The 23,356-nt window shown below is 40.7% G+C and carries 17 protein-coding genes and 1 pseudogene; 7 read left to right on the forward strand and 11 right to left on the reverse strand.

The features are described 5' to 3' along the window. Window positions 1-18: 18 nt before the first annotated feature. A complete protein-coding gene (locus L2730_RS03355; RefSeq protein ID WP_248973301.1) occupies window positions 19-1,281 on the reverse strand; it encodes an efflux RND transporter periplasmic adaptor subunit in 1,263 nt (420 codons plus the stop codon). A gap of 288 nt (window positions 1,282-1,569) precedes the next feature. Beyond that, complete coding sequence (locus L2730_RS03360) at window positions 1,570-1,953, reverse strand: MAPEG family protein (RefSeq protein ID WP_248973302.1); 384 nt, start codon at window positions 1,951-1,953, stop codon at window positions 1,570-1,572. 365 nt (window positions 1,954-2,318) lie between these two features. Here L2730_RS03360 and L2730_RS03365 point away from each other — a divergent pair, with 365 nt between their 5' ends. Continuing rightward, a complete protein-coding gene (locus L2730_RS03365; RefSeq protein ID WP_248973303.1) occupies window positions 2,319-4,127 on the forward strand; it encodes a hypothetical protein in 1,809 nt (602 codons plus the stop codon). 71 nt (window positions 4,128-4,198) lie between these two features. Here L2730_RS03365 and L2730_RS03370 read toward each other — a convergent pair whose 3' ends face one another. After that, window positions 4,199-5,023 carry a cobalamin-binding protein gene (locus L2730_RS03370; protein ID WP_283105637.1) on the reverse strand — a complete coding sequence of 275 codons (825 nt, stop codon included), beginning with the start codon at window positions 5,021-5,023 and terminating at the stop codon, window positions 4,199-4,201. 915 nt (window positions 5,024-5,938) lie between these two features. Between L2730_RS03370 and L2730_RS03375 the strand changes: the two genes are divergently transcribed. Then, a complete protein-coding gene (locus L2730_RS03375; RefSeq protein ID WP_248973304.1) occupies window positions 5,939-6,358 on the forward strand; it encodes a hypothetical protein in 420 nt (139 codons plus the stop codon). A gap of 296 nt (window positions 6,359-6,654) precedes the next feature. Here L2730_RS03375 and L2730_RS21935 read toward each other — a convergent pair. The 8 genes and pseudogenes from L2730_RS21935 to L2730_RS03410 all read right to left on the reverse strand — a co-directional run. After that, window positions 6,655-6,774 (reverse strand): annotated as a pseudogene (locus L2730_RS21935) (antitoxin Xre/MbcA/ParS toxin-binding domain-containing protein); the annotation flags it as partial. 11 nt (window positions 6,775-6,785) lie between these two features. Next, window positions 6,786-7,046, reverse strand: a complete 261-nt coding sequence (locus tag L2730_RS03380) for a hypothetical protein (RefSeq protein WP_248973305.1) — start codon at window positions 7,044-7,046, stop codon at window positions 6,786-6,788. Window positions 7,047-7,106: 60 nt separating this feature from the next. Beyond that, window positions 7,107-8,501 (reverse strand): HNH endonuclease, encoded by a 1,395-nt coding sequence (locus L2730_RS03385; RefSeq protein ID WP_248973306.1) that lies wholly within the window; start codon window positions 8,499-8,501, stop codon window positions 7,107-7,109. A 797-nt stretch (window positions 8,502-9,298) separates the two neighbouring features. Next, window positions 9,299-9,910 (reverse strand): type I-F CRISPR-associated endoribonuclease Cas6/Csy4, encoded by a 612-nt coding sequence (cas6f, locus tag L2730_RS03390; protein WP_248973307.1) that lies wholly within the window; start codon window positions 9,908-9,910, stop codon window positions 9,299-9,301. Window position 9,911: 1 nt separating this feature from the next. Next, complete coding sequence (gene csy3 / locus L2730_RS03395; RefSeq protein ID WP_248973308.1) at window positions 9,912-11,009, reverse strand: type I-F CRISPR-associated protein Csy3; 1,098 nt, start codon at window positions 11,007-11,009, stop codon at window positions 9,912-9,914. 9 nt (window positions 11,010-11,018) lie between these two features. Then, complete coding sequence (locus L2730_RS03400) at window positions 11,019-13,124, reverse strand: type I-F CRISPR-associated protein Csy2 (RefSeq protein WP_248973309.1); 2,106 nt, start codon at window positions 13,122-13,124, stop codon at window positions 11,019-11,021. Continuing rightward, window positions 13,118-14,353 carry a TniQ family protein gene (locus tag L2730_RS03405; protein ID WP_248973310.1) on the reverse strand — a complete coding sequence of 412 codons (1,236 nt, stop codon included), beginning with the start codon at window positions 14,351-14,353 and terminating at the stop codon, window positions 13,118-13,120. The genes L2730_RS03400 and L2730_RS03405 overlap by 7 nt, the downstream gene beginning before the upstream one ends. A 179-nt stretch (window positions 14,354-14,532) precedes the next feature. Next, on the reverse strand, window positions 14,533-15,579 hold the full coding sequence (locus L2730_RS03410; protein ID WP_248973311.1) for a hypothetical protein: 1,047 nt from the start codon (window positions 15,577-15,579) through the stop codon (window positions 14,533-14,535). 202 nt (window positions 15,580-15,781) lie between these two features. Here L2730_RS03410 and L2730_RS03415 point away from each other — a divergent pair, with 202 nt between their 5' ends. From L2730_RS03415 to hsdR, 5 genes are all read left to right on the forward strand, one after another. Further along, window positions 15,782-16,054, forward strand: coding sequence for a hypothetical protein (locus L2730_RS03415; protein WP_248973312.1), 273 nt, complete (start codon window positions 15,782-15,784; stop codon window positions 16,052-16,054). A 14-nt stretch (window positions 16,055-16,068) separates the two neighbouring features. After that, a complete protein-coding gene (locus tag L2730_RS03420; RefSeq protein WP_248973313.1) occupies window positions 16,069-17,814 on the forward strand; it encodes an N-6 DNA methylase in 1,746 nt (581 codons plus the stop codon). A 108-nt stretch (window positions 17,815-17,922) separates the two neighbouring features. Beyond that, a complete protein-coding gene (locus tag L2730_RS03425; protein WP_248973314.1) occupies window positions 17,923-19,407 on the forward strand; it encodes a type I restriction-modification system subunit M in 1,485 nt (494 codons plus the stop codon). Beyond that, the gene (locus L2730_RS03430) at window positions 19,407-20,606 is read left to right on the forward strand and encodes a restriction endonuclease subunit S (protein WP_248973315.1); all 1,200 of its coding nucleotides are present in this window, start codon (window positions 19,407-19,409) and stop codon (window positions 20,604-20,606) included. Before L2730_RS03425 ends, L2730_RS03430 begins: the two co-directional genes overlap by 1 nt. 34 nt (window positions 20,607-20,640) lie before the next feature. Further along, window positions 20,641-23,253: an EcoAI/FtnUII family type I restriction enzme subunit R gene (gene hsdR, locus L2730_RS03435; protein ID WP_248973316.1), complete on the forward strand. Its 2,613-nt coding sequence runs from the start codon at window positions 20,641-20,643 to the stop codon at window positions 23,251-23,253. The last annotated feature ends 103 nt before the right edge of the window (window positions 23,254-23,356 follow it).

Genomic DNA, 23,356 nt, shown 5'->3' on the forward strand with positions numbered 1-23,356 from the left:
TTACTGATGCTTTGACGGCTAGCGTACAAGGACTTGCTCAGCTTTCTTAAAGGGCTCTATACTCGAGGTCACCCAGACATCACCAACCTGGCCACCTTGGATCACTTCAATGTGACTCATGCTGCGAGCACCTAATTGGATAGGTGTTTGAGTGGCAATATCACCGTTCATGGTATACACCTCTTGACCACCGCCACTAGTCACAAATGCACCGCGTTTTACCATCAGCACGTTAGGGCGATGTTCGAGTAATACTCTGGCTGATAAGCGCTGATTTTGACGTAGGTGCAAGCTATCACTCTGTTCGAATCGTACCCTTGCGGTCACTTCACGGTTACGTACCTCTGGTGAGATTGAGGAAAGCTCTCCCATCAAGGTGATTGAACCAAAACTCAACTCAACCGCCATACCCAGACCTAATTCATCGGCGTAAGATTCAGGCACTGCTAATTCCGCTTCAAAAGCACTTAAATCCACCACAGTTAAAATAGGTTGGCTCTGGCCGATCCGCGCTTTTTGCTCTGTTAACCAGTTACCGATAATCCCGCCCACTGGCGCGATAATATTAAGCGCGGCCACTTGGCGCTCAAGCTCTTTAACGACTAACGCTTGACGATCAACCTCTAGCGCAGTGTTTTTTAGCTCAAAAGTTAAGGTATCTTTCATCAGCTGAGCTTCTTGCCCTGCGTGGGCAAATAGCAGTTTAGCCTTGTGTAAGTCATCCTTACTCTTTTCAAAATCTATCTTGCTAATTAACTTCGATTGGATGAGTTGGTCACCACGACGGCTTTCGCGGTCGGCGGCTTCTAAGTCTACTTTTGCCATATCCAAGGTTTGCTGCGCTTTAAGTTGCTGTCTGCGAGCATCAAGACGAGCACGCTCAAGAGAGCTTTTCATCCCCTCAAACACTGCCTCTTGCTGCTTTAGGCTATTGGTCAATTTATGACTCTCAATCGTCGCAACGACATCACCTTGCTCAACACGATCACCAGGATTTGCAATTAAAGTGACGCTGCCCTGCTCCGGGCTATAAAGAACCGGCGCGTTTGCCGCAACAATCTTACCTGTAGTGGGAATATCACGAATAAGCGTACCGCGCTCTAATGTGGCGAAACGCAGCTCAGAGCGTTTAATTGAAGTGGCAACGGAATCGCTACCTATGCTTGACCAAACTAGGCCAGAAACCAATAACGCTGCAATACCTAGCATCAAAGGGCGTTTAGCCTTACTTGCTTTGCTAACTTGCTTTATGGTGTCTTGTGCGCTGGTGTCCTGAATCATCTGCAATCCCTACTGTGTCCGCTGACTGTAAAACCTGTTCCAATGGTCTTATTAATACAATCAACGTGCCAACAATAAAAAATGCAATAAAAACAATAATAAAAATCAAATCATTGATTCATAGACTGTCAGAAGTGTCCGCGGACAGCCACTAAAAGTGTCCGCTCATCAATTTGATTGTCCGATATAAGGAAAGTGTCCGTGTCTGGTCACTGATGTCGAAATGATAGGAGCTTTAGGGACTAGGTTTTAGAACCTAGATCCCCCTGTGTTTCCTAACGCCTGTATTTAAAACGCTTGGCAAAAAATAGTAAAGCTTGCAATGATGGCAATAAACCAAGATAAACTCCGTAATGTTCCTTTATCTTTCAAATAAAGGATCTGATAAGCCACTCGAGCAGCAACATGAACAATAGCTGCTACCTCAACCACCACATTGACATTATTAGTTGCCAGCACAGTAAGCGCAGCGATACCGAAAATAAGCAGTGACTCAAACGCATTTTGGTGACCAGCAACAGCTCTAGCTCCAAACCCTGTTAGCTTGGATTGCTGCTCACGCGGATGACTATTGTCGTAACCGCCAAGCTTTGCCATCGCCACGGCAACGGGCCCTTTCGCGAAGTAAGGTAACAACATGGCTATAAGTAAACAGGTTAGTAAAGTGGTCATTCAAAAGTCCTTGATAATTCATTATTGTTTTGATTTTTTTAACGATAAAACAGCACCGACCATAGCATATAAACCAAGTCAAACACGAAGCAGGCAATAACAAACAGCGTGAATAACTTTGTATCCCACTTTGAGCAGATAGCCCAACCATGTTATGGGGCAATACTAACGAATACGACTCTTGTCACAGCGCAGAAACAAAAACAGCCAACCATCAACAAAGACCATTAATTTTATTGACATTTATCTAGCAAAAACAATAATGGACATCATGGATAGGAGAGCAATTAAGACTCTCGCATGTCATTTTTGAGGCCATTTATAACTACAGCCTCATAGATCAAACAGTATATAAAGGACTATAGATGCAGCACTGTACAAGCCCACTTTTTATTAATGATAACTTCTGCCCTGATTGCGGCGACAAAGTTGACAACCAGCTCACTATCACGCCTGTAGCTCAATGTATCCCCGATATACTAGATGAATTGAAAACCTACTGCCCAGAGGCAAGCATATATACAGGTTGGGTAGAAAAAACCCATCACTATAAACGTGTCCATCGCAGTGGTGGTAAAGACAGCCAAACCTTGTACTACTCTTATTGGTTTTTAACCCTCAATAATGAACAAGGTATAGAGAAAACCATTAGCGTTAGCTCTGAAGATAGCTCGCTTGACAGTGTCTCCAAGGGCGATGTAATCACCTTTTTGGAACCGACTGGTTATTACCTGAATTATCAACTTGCCGACAAAAGTGACCGCCAAATAGTGACCCACAATGAAGCCGCCACTGGGGTCGTTTTCCACCGCCATTCGGGGCAGGAATCGATTCTGCTACCCGCCTATGAGGTCGAGGATTTCTCAAAATTTGGCACTTTTTTAAGCACTTTGTTTCTCGCAGCACTGGTATCACTGCCCGGAGCGTTTGCTGAGCTCTACACATTTGAAGTGGCAGGTTTTATCGCTGCAGCGATTACCGTCATAGGCTCAGTTTTTAGAATTAATAGTAAGACCAATAAATTTGAAACAGAGAGTGCCAGACTACTTGAGATAAAACGCACCGTTAAACGGATCTTAGGAGTTTCGATTAGCCAAATGGGTTATGACAAACGTGGCCGCACAGCTAACAATGACGATGTTTACTGCATCAATTGCGAACATCTCATCAACAGCAGTTATCACTATTGTCACTGCTGTGGCCAGCCTCAAAATATTACCGAGGTCGCACAGCCTAGCTTAATTACTGACGCTGATTCTTCAGCAGTCAATGAGCAGATATCATCGCAATCTCACGCCCTTTCAGCTAACAATGGTAATGTTACGCCTATCACTCAGGCAAGCAACAAACGTATGACTCGTAGAGATAAGATCATGCAAGTCTGTGCTCCATACATGGGTTATGACAGCCATTCATTTGAAAATAAGCATATTTTTGCTAAGAACTACGCCTGCACAATAGCCACCTCATCTTCTATCGTGCGAGTGACGGATAAAGAGGTAGAAACCAGTGTGAGTGATAAAACTAATACTTACACGAGTACCACTCGCACTGACTATACTAATCGCTATGGCTCAACGGTGCGCTCTGAGTACAGAACAGAAACATCGAGCCATAGGCAAAGAAACTCCAACTTGTATGGCGAGCTAACCATTGAAACACCTGACGGTAAAATACAAACCTATAAAGCGGCAAGATCGCTACTCTCCACAGCAGATGTAGGCGACTGGATAATGCTAGGTAGCAGCCGCCTAGAAGGAAAAGCAGAGCAGCTAGATTATGATGAGTTTTACTACAACATCAGTAAAGATAACCTTATACAACCAGAGTCTGTCACGCAATGGAGCAGAGTCTCAGCTAAAAGCCAGACCTTTGTATTTCTGATGTTTGCTTTAGCCATTGGTTGCAGCGTTTATTTTAATGAGTTAGTGGATTTGGCTGCCAACTTCGTCCCCCATGGCATATTGAGAAGTATTCTTGGCTTTGCTAATGAACTCTCCATTCCAGCTTACCTTTTACCAATGGGTGTATTTACTGTGTTCTTTATATTTGTCATTTTTCTCGCCAGAGGCTTTAGTAAGGATAGAAAAAGAGATCTGAGTCATTCATTAGCATCTTTAAAGGCTAAGTTGGCAAAATGTCAGCAAGAAAGAGAGTCATTTTTAAAGCTTTAACTTGCTTTCATCCCCAATAAAAATAGCGCCCTTGGGCGCTATTTTTTAATCATTATTTAAATCACACTAACCTAGCGAGCTTTATCTAATGCCTCGCATAAAGCTTCTACACCAAGTAAAGCTCTCGGTGCGGCTCGGTGCAGTAAGTCTGCATTTAACTGGTAGATATGTTGTTGCTTCACAGCCGGGATCTCTGGCCACTGCTTCCAATTAATTCCTTGAATGTTGCCTTCATCTTGGCTCTGTAAAATAACTTCAGGCATCTTAAGTAAAACTGTTTCTAAGCTAACTTGAGGGTATTCATTGGCAGAATCAACAAATACATTATTACCGTGACAAACTGCGATTATCTGCTGGATCCAACTCCCCTCAGCTACCGTCATCAAAGGAGTAGACCACAGCTGATAGAAGACCTTCACCTCAGGCTTAGCCAAGTTGACTTGCTGTAAACGAGCTAACTCTTGTCGATATGCCTGAGCAGCGGTAGCTGCTTTTGCTTGATTGCCAGTGAGTTCACCAAGCGCTTCAAGTTCATCTGCAACTGCTTGCAGTGTTTTTGGCGTGCTATCAAAGACTTGAAAGCCTAGCTCTTTTATTCGTTGAATATCTTCCGCTTTATTGCCGCCGCCCCACACCACAACTAAGTCTGGATTAAGCTCAAGCACTCGCTCGATTTGAATACCGTGATACCCACCAATACGTGGGATCTGCAATGCAGCTTCAGGGTAATCGGCATGGTCAGTTGTTGCCACAATCGATTCACCAGCACCGATGGCATACAACATCTCCACCGCATGGGGAGATAAAGCAACGATACGTTTTGCTGGCTCAGCAGCAAAAACACTACAGCTAAAAATAACGCTGCATACAATTAAACATTTGGACAAGATATTCATAAAATCCTTTTTAGTTAGATTCAAGATATAGAGGTTCTAGGTTCTAGGTTCTAGGTTCTAGGTTCTAGGTTCTAGGTTCTAGGTTCTAGGTTCTAGGTTCTAGGCCAATAGAATCATATAAGCTAGAGTTACTAATAGCTTTACAGGCACAAGCAATGCGATACCGTGGAAAAGTGCCGACAATAACGCCATAACAAAGAAGGCTAAGAAAGTAATTTCAAACTGATTGCTTTTGTAGCTAAGCCGTCAAGCTTTCTCAGCCCATGAGCATACGAGTAGTATGTGATTGGGTGAGAAAGTGCAGACAATAACGCTACAGAAGCTAGCAGGAAGTGTCGCTGCAACCATAAGCTGACATAACCCTTATCTGACTTTCAAGCGCTTAGCTTAAAGATATAACCATATTCTGACATAAAATATAACCATAAGCTGACAAATTGAAGCTGCCACTCTCTAAGCGAAAACGGCTATATGTTCTTTTATTACGGCTAAGACACTAGCACTTTCTAGCTCACTTTTGGACAGAAATCAGTTGGTGCTACTACTCTAGTTTGCTCGGGAATCATTAGGAAGAGCATCTTAGCTCCAAAATTCACTACGCCTCCTAAAACATGCTTTCACTAATGACCCTTTAAACCTTCCAGTTAAACTTTACCCAAACGCTAATTACAAAGCGCAAGATGCGAGACTTTATCCTCTACATAATGGAATGCCTTCAACTTGCAATAGTAATGGGACTCACTACAGCTGTTAATTATAAAACTACCTTACTAATTTGCATAAGGCATCTAATAATATCTATCACTATTACCGATAGGTTCTAATTTGTAGTTAAATATTGGATTGAATAGCATATCGAGGTAAACACAACCTTAACCATTTATTTATATCGCTATAGCCTCGAGAAAGTATCTTATGAAGAAATTATTGTTAGCTTTATCGTTGCTTTCTTTTGTCTCTATCGCGGATGATTGGAAGTTAGGAAACAGCCATAAGGGTATCTACTTAAACGTTAGTGAATATACAACTCTACGAGTTGAACCGTCTGATATTAAAGGTAGTTACGTATTTAAGCTATGGTTACTTTCTGTTCCTGATAGCTGTTATCACGGGGGAACCATCGATTTTCAGATAGATAGGGATGTAGAGAGATTCAATTACTATTGGAGTGCAGAGAATAGAGCCTGTATTTTCTATGTCTCGTCAGTGGTAGCTAATGATCGCATAATAAGAAAGTTTCTTAAGCAAAATGAAGTGTTTTTCTATGGTGGCAAGAAAAGCGCTAAGGGCTTTACAAAGGCATTTAACCAACTCCAACTAATCAAAGAACAGTAAATTTTAGGTGTATTAGCGTGACTCTCAGGGGATTTGTCGGCCTAATTATCGAACGACTTTGTCGTATCAACCAGATACTTCAAACAGAGAAGGCATGCTGTTGAGGTCCCTTCGCCTCGGGTGTGGGTGGAAAGCCCACGACTTTCTTCGGTCGCAGACTGACATCACATGAGGAATGGAGTTCTACGACTTTAATCGGCTGGCAAGCCAAAAAGTGACAAAGTCACTCAGCTTAAACGAAATTTAGCCCTAACCAATTTTGGGGCAAAAGTGTGCCAGGATGGTAATCCTGATATTCAAGAAAACTCTCCGCACTCCATTTTATTGAGTAGTTCGTTGACCTGTTTACGTCCTTCCGGAGATCCGAGTAAATCGTTGGGCTTTTTGTTACCGAGTGCCGGAACGTCACTGTTAAATAATGATTCGGCTAGGCTTGGTAAGCCCCTAGATCTCTACCACTCTTTATCTCGGAAATAACTTGCCTGTATCCCTCAAGGTGGTTTTGAGGACAAGAAAAATGTTTTGCAATTTTTACTTCTCTTGGAGTTGGAGGAATTCGATTTCTAAGAATCCCAAAGACTTGAGCAAGGCGAGAAGATGCTTCACGTCTCTCCGAGTGTTCATACCCAAGCCGTGAAATAGTGCCATTACTCCAATCTAGGATATCTTTTTCAAAGTCAAAATTCATGGATGTACCTATGGTTTCAGTCTTAGTTCCTAATGCCTTGTTAGATTTTTTATCAACAGGTTAAGCTAACTTTTTCTTTATACCTTCAACCTCTATAAACTCTGATAATTTATTAAATTTAGAATGACTATATTTTTGCAATTTACCAGAATCAGACAATGACTGAAACGAATCCATTAATGATAAAATATAGTCACGATTCTGAAAGTCTTGTGTATAACATCGTTTATAACTCGAAATATTGAAAATTTCGTCATCACCTTGAAAATCATAAAAAAGATCAACATTCATTTTTAAATCCATAGGGTTTTTAAAGCTGTTTAGCCCTTGCTTGATGATATTTGTCGTCATAACATTCAAGCCTCTCTCAATCTCTTGCTCAAATTCTACTCGATACTTTTTCTTTATGTACTCTTCTTTAACAATTTCAATTTCTACACTTTCAATTGTTTTTGCATCTTTACTATCTTGTTGTTTTTCATATGCATTTTGGATTCGTTCTTTAGAAACCCCTAAATAAGCAAGAGTATGACTTCTTTCTTTATAATAGTGTCTTCCTGGTTCAAATAGATAATCTTCTGTTTTCAATAACCTCTGATAATGGTATTCATATACCGCATCACCTTGATAATTATCATTTAGAATTACGTACCATTGAAAAGTAGAAAAAAGTTCAATATAACAAACCAGCTTTGACGGTTCTGAAGCGGCAGTAAAAATTATCAGTGTATGAGTTGGAAAGTAACCAATTTCAGAGCTCTGTGACTCTAAATATGAATCTAGCTCCCCCAAAGGAAAATATTGAAGCAGTTTTATATCAGATTTAATTTCTGCTCTATTATCAGGTTTTACTTTTAGCGCTAATGGCATTTCATGTCTTGAAATACCAATACTAGATGCAAATCCAACAGCAATTTTAGCCAAGCCCTTTTTGAAAGCATCATTATCTAGTTTAAATTGATAAAGAACAGAGCCATCTATATCGTCGCAAAAAATAAACTTTGGTTTATTATCTTTGAATTTAGTTTCTACTTCTATTTCTACTTTTTTTAAATATTTCTTAGCTTGTTTTTTGTTAGCATAAATAATCACCTTACTATTATCATTAGAATATCGGTGCATAGGTACAACAGGAGTTACTTTAAAGTCTTTCCAGATTATTTCTGTCCCACTTAGATCGAGACCAAATCTATCCGATTGACTAACTAGCGTACCTTTTATTGCACTCTTCTTATTTGATTTCCTATCTTTCTTAATGTCTAAACGTGTGGCTATACTATGAAATATTTCATTAAAAGGAACATCAACATCTCTGCCTAGAGACTCACCACAAGTCAAGCAAAGGATATTTTTGTTTGAAAGTACCCCTCCTATTGCTTGCTGCAGTATATGTTCATCATGCCTTAATACTTTATCTGTATCGAATTCATTCCCACAAAGGTAACAGTTATCCATTCAATTCTTCTATATAGTGGTTGAGTTTTTCAATGCTAACGCACTGCTCGTTTATAGGTTAAGTATTAGGTATAGCTAATACCTCGGAGAAATCTAAAGTATATTTGGCTGAATTCCGAATAAGAACGGTCTTAATAAGAACAAATTGCCAATACTTTAACCACTCGAGAATAACAATAAACCAGCTTATTATCAATGAGTTATAACATGGGAAGAACTAATCCCCTGTTTCTTTGCCTGAGTGAAACAAAGAACCTCCGACATTGCATGAAGTGCAATGTTCACGCAAGAAAAAAGTCACTAGGCTTCCGGCCTATATGATAATTCCGGGGCAGGTCGTGTATCTTGCGCCCCGCATAAGCTTTTATAAGCCCAAAGCTTTAATTCTGCTATTTACCACTTTTATCAGTGAAAATGATTTTGGGGCAAAAGTTGTTTAGAACTAAAAAGGTAAACCTTAGGCCATAACATCATTATCAGGCCCAATGTTAAAACAATAAAAAACCTCTTCTCATAAGAATAAGAAGAGGTTTTGCTGCCTATTCGGCAGATATCAAAGCATGATTAATAGGTTGTACTTCACTGACATTTTCAGCTGCCTATTCGGCAGTTCACCCAACGTCGTATTTGTTGTCGCAATGTACAATCTTTTCAGCTGCCTATTCGGCAGTTCACTATCAACAATAGCCAATAAGCTCTTTTTCTTCAACGACTAAACCAAGAATTTTATTTTTACCCTATAGTCCTGCACCATTTGTTAACCCAATACAAAACAAAGTTACTAGTTACTAGTTACCCTATAAATAAGGTCTAATCATACTAAAATCAGGAACCGTACCTTTTAGTACCTTATTCGTAGCTAATCCATATTGGCTAAACTCAGCCTCTTCAGGCTTTTGTACACTTTCTTTTTGAACATGCAAAAGAAAATCCTGTTCGGTACTTGTGCTCGCTATTGCTATGCAATGAAAGCAATCCAACTCTCTCGGTTCTTTACTCTTATTAGGAGTACAAACTTCCCCTCTTGCTAGTGCCCGTTTTTCTAAACGTTTTAACCGTCTTCGAGTTTCGCCGACAAACATTTTTGCGATAGCTTGATTACGCTTAAACCTGACCTCTGCACAACCATCGGGAACAGCCTCAACATCACTAACTTTAAAAAAGCCACACTCTTGCATATCTTGAAAATAGCCTTGCAGGCTCAACTCTTTCAACACATCCATATTAGTATGGACAAAAGCAATCATATTGCCGATGGATGCATCAGACCAAGCTGGAAAACTCACACCAAGCCCTTGAATGTCATGCTTACAAATAAAGCCATGCATGACTGAAATACATCGTCCAGTAAGCAACGCGAGGTTTGCTTGTTCAGGTAAAAATCGCACCATGAAATAATAACGCTTCATACTAGGCCTTCACAGGTGTTGTTTTAGCGGTTGTGGTTTCAGCTTTTGATTTACTTTTAGCTTCAGCCTTTTTCTGGAACATGCCGCCCTTTATTAGCACTGCAAAAAGATAGTAGACATTTGGGCTAATCGAATATTCATCCTTAGCTAGCTGTTGCTTAAGCTCTGCAAGATAGAGCTCAGCGTTAACAAACAGTGAGTAGAAACTCTGCTTAGATTCAGGAGCACGACGCGCAACACCTATCTCTTTATCTGCACCATATTCGTGAATACGTAATCGCTTGGAACCGTCAACATCCCACCAATCATCAATTAATTGCAGTGCAGCGCCGATCTTTACTGAATTAAAGCTCACAGCATAACGGCCATCAACACACTTCACTTTAGCAAATTGTTTTGAGGCTTCACCCTGTGCCGCCTTTTCGCCAAAAGACTGGCTTGGATAGATCTCTTGGCAGAAAGCCGTTTCAATTTTTGCTGTGATTTTGGCATGCCAAAATACAGTAGGATCTGTTAACGCTTGATGAACCTCATCACTTAACTCCTCTAACACCTTTTGAGCATCGGCAGGCCAGCTACTGTCCCAAGCAAGTTGGCGGGTATTAGTTATTTGATAGCAATTACCAGAGCTAGTTTTAATCTCTATTTTAGAGTTCCCGGTATTTTGGTTACGCCAGAGCCAAGTGCCTAACAGCACGTTTTTACAGTATCGAGTGGCTAACTCTTTGTAACCACCACACGCTTTAAATGTGGCTGCGAACTCTTCAAGTAACGCGAATACAGTAGGTTCGCTGCAACCTGCTGGTTTAAGGGAGTTAGCTTGCACTCTCAATGAGAAACGGCAATAAATATGCTCGACATTTGGCGGAACATAACACTCTTCAAGGATAAGGGGATTACAGTGGGCTAAATCTTGTGGTGCTAAGTTTTTAGATTTGAACTGAGGAGTGAAGGCTTCTGTAAATCCCGCCTTTTGGCCACGAATTCGGTTAATTTCAGCTTCAAGAGGGACAAAATCACTTTCAGCAGTTTTATAAAAGAAAATCGCTTTGCTTGGGTACAAGGAACGGTCATATTTTAAAACATTGCATAACTCCATAAAGCTTCCTCAAATCCGTTTTAGTAGCATTGAAGTTTCTTTTATATCGAGCATCCAAAAGGCTCGCCTAAAAAAGTTACTCATCCCCTGCAACCTTATATCAATAGCAGTGGCACACTCAACCACTCCTATTGCAGTCTCAGCATAACAATGTAATGGCTCTAACGAATTCTTGCGGCTTTCAGGGGATCCTAACATCAGATATCCCGACATGACTGGGCAGAGTGCTACATTTAGCTTCAATAGCTGCAGCAACCCATCAAAGCTAGCGATTTGATACCTAGTTGGCATTATCCATTTACCGGATGCTGGAAGCCGCCTTAGCTTTGAATAAAGCAATGCTTCACTACGATACAGCTCGCACCACTCATCGACTGAGCCTATTTCAGGAGGATGCATTACCCCTCCAGCAAAGTTAGCAGGAAAGCTTGCCTTTAAGGCACCAACAGAATTATCGAGTGTATCTAAGTCCTCTTCATAGCCATCGATATGCACCACAAGATCAAACACTAAATCGCAATGTTTATTATCTACAATCCCAGCCCGTCTAAACTGGTTTTCTTTTTGCCCTTGCATACCGTACTCAGGCAGTTTTTTACCCGCTACAGATGAGTACTGGCGAATAAACCATGAAAATGAGGTCAATCTAAGCTGAGTACCCAGCCTTTCATTTAATCGTCGTTGGTAGTTATGCATCATTCCCCATACTGCAGTTAACGAAGGGATGCCAGCACAATAGGGATTAGATAATGCTTGGGCATCAAACACTCGTATGCCTTTCAAATATAAATAACGTTGTTGATTGTCTTCATCTGAATCTATTGCTAATGCATTCGGTTCTTTCGAGAGGTTATCGAGTAACCATTTCAAACTACTTTTTAATGGCTTCATCAAATGCTGATGGAAGGCATATTTTTGTAACGTATTTGAGTTAGACAAGACTGTATTTAACAGGCTAAACATTGGGCTTAGTAATTCGACAAAATTTTCTTTTTTCGTAGTTAAAAACTGATATTCAAATGAACCATGAATACAGGCGAGTTCACTAGTGTTAACCTTGTTCTCTTCTACCTCTAAACGCCATTCTAATAGAGGTGATAACCATTCAGCCAGGGTTGCTCTTATCTGCCTCATGCATGCTACTTTCTGCTGTCTACGTTGCTTTAATGCCAGTTCAAAATTCTTTGATAGAAGACCCTCTAATGCTTTCTTAAATCGAGGTTGTGATAACGCGCCTTGGTTTAATACAGTTTGACCAGCTTGAACTTTTAATACCCAAGAGTCACTTAATCCATGCACAGCATTTCCTATCCTAGGTGGATAATTTAGCGCTTTGACGTTACCACCAAGAGAGGCCGACAACTCACTAACAGCCGCAGGACGAGTAAACTCAATATTGGCGTACCGGCCCTGCTTAGCCATTGCTGCTTGTTGTATTTCAGCTTGAAGTGCATGGCTAACAACTGGCGTGATTGCCAAATAGCCATCTCGATAAGGCAGACGAACTTGAATCGAATATTTATCGACACGACTGGGGCTCTCATCACTAGGCAATGAAGCTTTAACCCTGCCACACAAGTTCATGAAGTCCTTCACAAGCATGCCTAACGCTTGAAAAGCTTCTTTCCATTCCTTAGGAGGATCTGACAGCAAAGTAGCAAGGCAACAAACACGCTCTTGCCAGATAAAATGACAGCTAAATAACTTTGCTAGATTCACTTTGGCACTGTCATGTGACCAACCTAAAGCCCTAGTGCCATTTGCGCTACTCAATACATGAGGATGTGAAAGCGGAGATAGTGCAATCAGCCTTTGTTTGCTGACTCGTATATCAGGGTACTTCAAATTATGCGTATGTAACCATTTAACCTCGTCAATACAGGCGTCAAGATGTGCATCTGTATTGAGTGTTTGCTTGGCTAACCTTTTATCAAGTAGATCATCAACCCGTTTTCTAGGGTAAGTCAGATTAAGTAGAATGGTTAATGCAGAAGCTTCACTGCCCGTCACATCTATCGGTGCGGTATAAGCGGTAAATGCTCGCCTTAATGCAATATTACGCTCAGCGATATCGTCAATGTCTAACAACTCTTGGAATTTCAGTTTATCTACCATGCTGATAAATACATCCCTTGTTTATCATTACCAAAACTCGCCTTATATTCGATGACTTGCCTTAGGTAGAACACACCAATATGAGGACTGATTCGTGTGCGAATCTTTTGTTTAAATCCAGCAATTAACACGCCGTCTTGATAGAGCCGATACACTTGCTCATGGGTGGTCGATAGTAATACTGCGGTTTCAGCCACAGAGACCAACATATCAGCCACATTTGGCTTTTTTGACTTAGGGTGCGACTCTACTATTTTGCTGATGTATTCCATCAAAGCAAGGTAGATAAAATGCGGCTCTTTCTCTTCAGGCAGTAAACACTGGGAATCTAAAATCAGCTCACCGTAAATTGACCTAAATGATGTGCGATTAAATAGGTCAATAAGCCTCGCCTCAGCACCAGTAGTCACGGCATCGAGTTCTCGATAGAAACTTGTAGGCCAGTCTTCAAAGTAGCCAACGGCTCTATACGCAATACATTCAGTATTTCTAGCATGACGCTTCTGGTACCAAAGCAAAGCAGCAAATCGCTGAGTCGCAGATGTGCCCATAAATAACAGAGGATTGTTAGATAAGGCGTCACCTTCAAACAAGCTACGGGACAATACAACCGCTTGGCTATCGGCTTTCACGCTCGGAGCGGTAGCATACTCAAAACCGCATGAGCAGTGAGCAATAGATTCATTTTCAATGTAATTAATAGGCTGCTGGCAATCAGGGCAATGATCAATCAGTTCACACTCATGCTTGGCACATGCATTAACAGGTTTCAAATGCCAAACCTGGCGATTATAGGGCTCTTCTTTCAGGCATTGAGGGCAAATAGGCAGGCTTTCGATACCGTCTTCATCAGCGCAACGAATAAAGCTCAATGGAATGTCTACACCATTACGATGCACTGCCGACATACCGCCCACAAACCTTCTATTCGATCGTAATAAGGCTAGTTTTTGTAACTCATGTGGAGGTAAATCGAGGAGGGATTCAAGCAAGCTCAACGCCCGCATTCTAAAGTGGCTGTTATGTTTAGCGTGATAAACATTGAGGCGTTTAAGTTCTATAGGGAAAGCCCCATGTGCCTCAAAGTCCAGCTCGTGAAGCTCCTCACGAATCGCTAAACTCAACTGCTGATAGGAATCAAAGAAGTTCTCCGCCACAACTCGCAGCAGGTAACTCTCTAATGACTCATCACTGAACGCGCGTGCTTTAGGAGAAAAGAGAAAGGCCACAAACAACTCAAACTAAGGAATGCTTAGCTTTAATTTAGATAGTTTGTAGTTTTTTTGCAAGGGAAATTAATGCCTACTAATAATTCAACTTTTTATGCATCTACTCTTTTTGAATTGGTGCCTAAAAAGAGAAGCATTGCGCTTCCCTTAGATTATTTTAGTTAGTGATCCTTAAATGCTCAGGCTTTAGCATCACAATAATTGAATGCATCTTCAGCTATCGAAAGACATTCTGAACACTCAGTTTCAGTAGGTTTATAGCCATCATGAACGACATCGTTCCTTATCCCCTTGAACCTAAGCAACCGCGTCGCTAAATCATCAACTTCTTTACCAAACAAGTTTGGCAAAGCTTCAGTTATCACACCATGAATACGGCCGTACTTTTTAATCTTATTACCTTTAGCTCTGTATACGTTTAGTAAGTGGTATAAGGACAGCTCCAGTGCAATGAAAGACTCCAACACCGCCGCACTGTAATTATCTTGTTCATTTGCCATTTCATAAGCCCGCATCAGAGTTACACGCCAGAGAGGAAAATCTCCTGTTGAGAGGTAATGTGCTATATGGCCAGTGCTTTTAGCACGGTTGAAGTTAGGTAATTCATTATCTGCTAAGTTCTGCGGTTGCAAAGAAGTGAACCTTTGAGCATCAGGTTCCCAATCATCGAACAGTTCACAGATTCGTTGATCGGTGTCTTTCATCAAGTCTTGTTTGCTGTATGGCTTAAACCCAGTGACGATGTAAGGCTTAAAACCTGTCATAAAGCCTACTTCCTTGATTGATGTGTCTCTCGTGGCGTAGCGATAGATCCTGATAAAGTGATTCAGGGCGTTTAAAGCTTTAATTTCTAAAACTTCGGAAAGCTCATCGGCTTCAACAGCAATACGAACAAGCGTAGTGATACAAGAGCTACTGAACTGTGTGTGCCCATTGTCGGTATCCACCAACAAACTAACATCAATTGAACCATCAGCCCGATGAACAGCATTGCAAATCTGATTATCTCCAGTCTGTCGTGAGGCTTCAAAATCGTACTTAAAACCTTCTTCATTATCATGGGTAACTGTGATTATCCTGTCATTCACAGATAAAGTTTTTACGGAACTCATAGGCTTACCTATGCCTACAACAAAACGATCCCCTTCATAATCGAAAGGACCTTCACCTGGCATGACTCGAATATTGCCAGGGTAAAAGAACTGAAATAATGCACAACCTTTCAATGAAGCCTCCTATTTACATGTAATACGGTGAGTTTTTCCATTTATTCATCATATACAGTGCAAGAATAAGAGGTTACAAGCCAGATAAATAATAAGGCCCTACCGGAAATTAAAATAATAAGTTGAAAATTATTAAAATAACATTGATATTTTAATAATTTCACCATACACTTCTCACATCAAAGCAATGGAGGGAATCAAAGTGGCTAAAACAAGACATATAAATCAACGAATGAATCAGCGAGCTATATCTCAGCAAATGCTAGAAATAGTAAAAATGTTTGGTGTCGATGAAGGTGACAAAACCGTCCTGAACAAAAAAGGGATCGACGCAGCATTGGTGGAACTAAATGATTTGGCTAAGACAATGCAAAAAATGAAAAGTCGTGGAGGTTTAGTGCTTGTTGAGTCAGGTGATACAGAACTCACTACATATGCTTTAGACAGCTTTAATCGTTCAAAAATAATACATTAAAAAAGGAGGCGACCTTGAAAAAAGAACTTTTAGCACTAATTCAGGTATTTCAAAATCCGTTTTCGATGAGCCAAAGAGAGCTCATTCAACAGTTTTCTGCATGTTTTGCATGGATAAAAATGACAGAGAATAATGAATTAGATGAGTACAGCGCATTTAATGGAACTGCCAGCGCAGATAAACTGAACGAAGTTATTAATAATACAGTATCAGTTCAGTACGGGGGATTTCAGAGTTCTCCTCTTTCAGATGAAGATCTAACGGCCCTAATGTTCTCCTTGCAGAGGCTTATTCAAGCAAAGGTAATAACCTTCATTGATTTATCTGAGGCGATAAAGGAACTACTGACTATTGAAGGTAAACACTCCTATGATACTAGTATCCCTGATGAACTCTGTGAATTAGGTGTTTCATTATTAGGCCGTCAGAATACAGATGTGTATTGCCCCTTTGATGGAGGTTATTTATTTGCACATAAGTTACCCCAAGAAAGTACTAAAGCTGGTGAAGCAGCAACGGGTACAGATGTATTTTTTGCAGATATTCATAATGTATTATTAGATTGTGATTATGAAGTTACTCATACAAACCCTGTTTTCGTCCCAAACTTTATTGAAGAAGGAGGCCTAAAGCAGTTCCAAAGTTCATTGGCTTTCCCCCCAATAAATCAAAAATACGGTAATAATGGAATCAATGATATTTGGGGTCGTTTTCCTGAAAAGTCATTAATGGGGGAGGTTTATCACCTGCGCCATATGTTAGCTCAAACAACTGATTTAGTCGTCTGTTTCGTATCAAGTGGTTTTCTGTTTAGGGCTTCAGCAGGTGAAAAACAGTTCAAGCAAGATATCCTAGATAAAAATTGGCTAAAGGCTGTTATTTCTTTGCCTAGTAATTTATTACCGATGACCATGATTCCAATTAATGTCATCGTTCTAGATAAAACCAAAACCGATAACACAGTGCAATTTATTGATGCCAGTGACGAACAGTTTATCGAAAAAGTAGCACGCACAAGAAATAAACTAATTGGTATTGAAGAGATTGTATCTACCTATCAGTCAAAGAGTGACAGTAGGAATTCTGCAAATGTTACGGTAACCGAAATTGTGGACAATGAGCTTAACCTCTCACCTAATCGCTACGTTTTAAACGAAGAGGACAAAGCGCTTAATCATTTTTTACAGGACCATGAAACTGCAAGATTAGAAGAGCTAGTTGAGATAATTCGACCACAACCCGTGAAGCATCATGAAGATGGAGCTCATAGCTTTATTGAATTTAACCTAGCTAGTATGAACCGAATTGGGAGTTTAGCTAAGCCAGGAAAGACTATTAACGTTAAAGACGCTGACGTAGCTAAAGTCAAAAAGCAACAAATTCAAGCGAATGATGTGCTTGTAGTTTGCAAGGGGGCTATAGGTAAAGTCGCCATTGCAGATAGGGAGATGTCAGGTAATAGCATTGCAAGCCAAGCATTTGCTATCTTGCGTATTAAACCACATGTCAAGTCAATCACTAGCGAAGCACTGTTCCAATATTTAGTCTCTGAATATGGACAATTGCAGTTAACGTCAGTGGCAACAGGCACAAGCGCATTAATGCTTTCGTCAAAAGACTTAAGCATGTTACAAGTACCTATTTTAAATGCTGAAAAATTGATTAAAGCACAAGAAGTTAGAAAAGAAATAGTAGATACTTACAACACGATTGAGCAGTTAAATGACACTATAAGCGAGCTAAACGATAGCTGGCTATAAAACAAATTACTCATAACAAAATGATTTATAGCCATGCCGTATTCAGTAATAAAAGCATGGCTAAAGAAAACTATTTAGAAATAGAGCAAATGCTCACTAGGAAAAATAATGTTTGAACAAGTATTCAAAAACGTCGACGACATCTTTCACAAAGACGCCGGCTGTTCTTCCGAGCTCGATTACACCGAGCAATCATCATGGATGCTGTTTTTAAAATATCTCGATGATCTTGAATATACCAAGTCGCAAGAAGCTGAAATGATGATGGAAACATACGATTACATCATCGATGAAGAGTATCGTTGGAGTAATTGGGCTGCACCTAAAAACGCAGAAGGCAAGTTTGACCATAACAACGCCTTAACGGGTGATGACCTAATGGATTTTGTCGACGGTCAACTGTTCCCGTATCTAAAAGGCTTTAAGCAACGTGCTGATAACGCCAATACAATTGAATATAAAATTGGTGAGATTTTTAGCGAGATAAAAAACAAAATTCAAAGTGGTTATTCACTGCGTGACGCACTTGAGAAGATTGACTCGTTACGCTTTCGCTCGCAGCAAGAAAAACACGAGCTAAGCCATTTATATGAAGCCAAAATTAAAAACATGGGTAACGCAGGTCGTAACGGTGGCGAATACTATACGCCACGTCCGTTAATCCGTGCGATGATCGACGTTGTGCAACCCAAAATAGGCGAAACCATTTACGACGGCGCTGCAGGTTCTGCAGGCTTTTTATGTGAAGCCTTTGATTACCTACGCCAAGGTGGTCGCGATAAAACTAGGTTGAGTACAACGGATTTAGCAACGCTGCAAAACGATACGTTTTACGCCAAAGAGAAAAAGTCACTGGCTTACGTTATTGCCATCATGAACATGATATTGCACGGCATAGAAGCACCTAACGTATTGCACACCAATACCTTAAGTGAAAACCTACAAGACATTCAGCCAAGTAACCAACACAGCATTATACTGGCTAACCCACCTTTTGGCGGTAAAGAGCGTAAAGAGGTACAAGAGAACTTCCCTATTCAAACCGGTGAAACCGCCTTTTTGTTTTTACAGCACTTTATAAAAATGCTTAAACCCGGCGGTCGTGCTGCGGTTGTGATTAAAAATACATTTTTAAGTAATACCGACAATGCCGCTATTGCCCTACGTAAAGAGCTACTCGAAAACTGTAATTTACATACTGTACTAGATTGCCCCGGCGGTACGTTCTTAGGCGCTGGAGTTAAAACCGTGGTGCTGTTCTTCACCAAAGGCGAACCGACCTTAAATACATGGTTTTACGAGCTAAACGTTGGCCGTAATATGGGTAAAACTAATCCACTAAATGATAAAGATTTAGCTGAGTTTGTTGAGCTACAAAAAGTAGCTGTCTCTAATGCTGAAAAAGGTGAAACAGAAAAATCTTGGTCATTGCCTATTAGCGATATTGACCAAGCTACTTATGACTTATCGGTTAAAAATCCGAATGTTGAAGAAGCGGCACCACTGCGTGAACCTAAAGTCATTATTGATGACATTATTGCGCTTGATAAAGAATCTGAAGCGATTTTAGCTAAGATTCAGGAGTTGTTGTAATGAAGGTCGGCGATTTTTGTAAAACAGGTGCAGGTGGAACACCGTTAAAAAGTAATCGTAGTTTTTACGAAGGAGGAAAAATTCCTTGGTTACTTAGTGGTGAGGTGGGAAATCGTGATATTACAGAAACAAAAAAATTTATCACACAAGAAGGTTTAGATGGTTCATCTGCCAAGTTGTTCCCTGTTAATACTGTTTTGATTGCTATGTATGGTGCAACCGCAGGTGAAGTTGGTATTCTACGTTGCGAAGCTTCGACTAACCAAGCGGTATGTGGCATTCTTCCGAACGAAAAGGTTTTACCTGAGTACCTATATTACTTTTTCTTAAATCATAAAGACTTACTAATTGCACAAGCGGTTGGAAATGCTCAGCCTAATATTTCTCAGTTGAAGATTAAAAATACTGAGGTTCCACTCCCTTCAATCCCAGAACAAAAACGCATTGTGGCATTGCTCGATACCGTGTTTGCCGATTTAGAACAAACCCGCGCTAAAACCGAACAAAACCTAAAAAATGCCCGCGAGCTATTCGACAGCTATCTGCAACAAGTCTTCAGCCAAAAAGGTGAAGGATGGGTTGATGTGCCTCTTGGTAATATCTGTAACTTTAAGCATGGCTTTGCATTTAAATCTGAATTTTTTGTAGATAAATCCAACTTAGTATTATTGACACCTGGTAGTTTTTTCGAAGACGGTGGTTATAGGGATCGGGAGGAGAAAACAAAGTACTATAAAGGTGAGTTTCCAGAAGAATATTTACTATCAAAAGGAGATCTTCTTGTTGCTATGACAGAACAAGCAGTTGGTTTACTAGGTTCTTCAGCTTTAGTGCCTGAAAATGATACTTTTCTCCATAACCAGCGTTTAGGGTTAGTTGAGCTGACTCCTGAATATGAAAATAAAGTCAATTTGGCGTTTTTATTCCATCTATTTAATACAAAACATTTCAGAGCTAAAGTACAAGAAACAGCTTCAGGCTTAAAGGTAAGGCATACATCTCCCAAAAAAATGCAGGTAATATCAGTTCCGTTGTTAACAGATTTAGCAGCCCAAGAAGCTATTGCCCAAAAATTATTTGAAGCGAAAGAGCGAGTCATTGAACTTGAGTTAATTTATCAGCAGAAATTAAACTCAATAGACGAACTAAAAAAATCAATTTTACAAAAAGCCTTTAGCGGTAAATTAACGCACGATTAAATCACCCTCTAAAACGTAATCACAAGGTAGTGTTATGAGTAGAAACGAATCTGAAACCCGTGCCGAGTTAATCTCACCTAAACTGGCGTTAGATGGCTGGGGTACTCATTCCTCCAAAAACAGTGACAACAGCATTATTCGCCGTGAAGTCAGTATCACTGCGGGGCGGATTTTAGGCGGCGGTAAACGTGGCTCAAAACTGAGTGCTGATTACGTTTTAGAGTTTCAAGGTCGTAAGCTCGCAACGGTTGAAGCCAAGCGTGAAGATCTAAGTTACACCGAAGGTGTGCGCCAAGCCAAAGACTATGCTACACGCTTGCAGTGCCGTTTCGCTTATGCCACAAACGGTCATGACATTTACCAAATAGATATGCTGACGGGCGACGAGCAGTTAGTAGAGCGCTACTTAAGCCCTGAAGAGATGTGGGCGATTGCATTTAATGGCAGTTCTTCTATAGACGGGAATGGAAAAGCTGAGCCTGAATTCACCAGCACTTGGCGTGAAAACTTTGCAAAAATCCCCTTTGAATGCAAAGGCGATTGGCAACCTCGTTACTACCAAGAAAACGCCATTAATCAAGCGTTAGAAGCAATAGCCAAAGGCAAAGACCGTATTTTACTCACCCTTGCAACAGGTACAGGCAAAACCTGCATTGCTTTTCAATTGTCATGGAAGTTGTTCAATAGCCGTTGGAGTTTGCAAGCGGCTAAGAATCCAAGTAATGCTAAAAAACGTCCACGTATTTTATTTTTAGCCGACCGTAATGTATTAACCAAACAAGCCTTTAACGACTTTGGTGCATTTGGCGAAGATGCCGTAGTGCGCATTACCCCAAAAGAAATCAAAAAAGCCAACGGTGTACCTAAAAACGCCAGTATTTTTATGGCGATTTTTCAAACTTTGATGACAGATTCTGCTCAGAACAGTGCCAAGCTAAACAGCGCAGAAGAGTTAGAAAATGAAGATTATGAACAAGCAGTGATAACTGATACCAGCAACTGTAATTTCAGGCAATACCCTGAAGACTTCTTCGATTTTATTATTATTGACGAATGTCACCGTGGCGGCGCAAATGATGAGAGCTCATGGCGCGATATTCTTGACTACTTTGCCCCTGCCGTACAACTAGGTTTAACCGCTACGCCAAAGCGTACCGACAATGCTGATAGTTACAAATACTTTGGCGATCCCGTTTACAGCTATACCTTAAAAGAAGGTATTAGCGACGGGTTCTTAACACCATTTAAAGTGTATCCGATTGTCGGCACCATGGATGAATACGTGTATACCCCTGGCGATGCGGTAACCTTTAAAGGCGAACCTGAAGCAGGCAGAGTATATAAAGAAGGTGACTTTAATCGCATCGTCACCATGCCTCAACGCGAACAGAAACGTGTGCAGTATTGGATGGACCATATCAATCCGCAGGAAAAAACCATTGTATTTTGTGCCACACAAGAGCACGCAGGCATGGTGCGAGATTACATTAATCAATACGCGGTTAAAAAAGGTTGGACGACTAATCCAAGTTATTGTGTGCGTATTACTGCAAACGATGGCGCTGCGGGTGAGAATGACCTACGCACATTCTGTGACAATGAAAAAACCATACCTACTATATTAACCACTTCACGTAAGTTATCGACAGGGGTAGATGCCCGTAATGTGCGAAACATTGTACTAATGCGTGAATGTAAAAACATGATTGAGTTTAAGCAGATCATTGGCCGTGGTACGCGTATGTACGACGGTAAATCATTCTTCACCGTGTATGACTTTGTAAAAGCGCATCATAACTTTTCTGATCCTGAATGGGATGGCGAGCCACTTCCTCCTGAAGACAAGCCTGATCAAGAGCCTTGTGATATTTGTAATGCCAAACCATGTACTTGTGTATGTGAAGTCTGTGAATTTAACCCATGTAACTGTGTTGATGATACCCAAGACGAGCCGTGTATCGATTGCAATCAGTCTCCTTGTCAGTGCCTTGATGAGCCTTGCAATAATTGTGGTAACGAACCATGTACCTGTGATGAAGGTGGCGAAGATAAACCTGACAGACCAGAAAAGATATTCATCACCCTAAAAGACGGGAAAGTACGCCAAATTCAACACATGAAAAGCGTACTGTTTATGGGGCCTGATGGTGACATGCTCACCGCTCACCAGTTTGTCGAGCAGTTATTTGGAGAGCTACCACGCTTTTTTGGTAACGAAGATGAGCTACGCGAAATATGGAGCAACCCCAGCACCCGTGAAAAGCTATTAGCTGACTTACACGAAGCAGGTTACGACGATGAAAAACTTGATAGCATGAAAGACATCATCGACGCCAAAGACAGCGACGTATACGACCTACTAGCCTTTGTAGCCTACGCCAGAGAAACCCATACGCGTAAAGAACGTGTTGCAACGGCCAAGCCTGGAATATCAAGTGAATTCACCAGCAAACAAATTGAGTTTATCGAATTCATATTAGATAAATACATTGAAGACGGTGTACAAGAACTAGCAGCCAAAAAAATGCGCAGTTTAGTCGAACTTAAATACAACACCATAAGTGACGCAGCCGCAGAGTTTGGCTCTCCAGCAGCAATACGAGACACATTTATCGGGTTTCAGAAGTATTTGTACGGAGATTACTAAGTGGGCGCTAATGGTTTTTGATGAAAGGACAATGGTAGACCTATTCAGTGCGATACGAACAGTAAATGCCAATGCAGTCATTGAAGAAAGCCAGAGTGCTTAG

Origin of the sequence: Shewanella kaireitica (assembly GCF_023284045.1) — a bacterium.
GTDB classification, from domain to species: Bacteria; Pseudomonadota; Gammaproteobacteria; order Enterobacterales; family Shewanellaceae; genus Shewanella; species Shewanella kaireitica.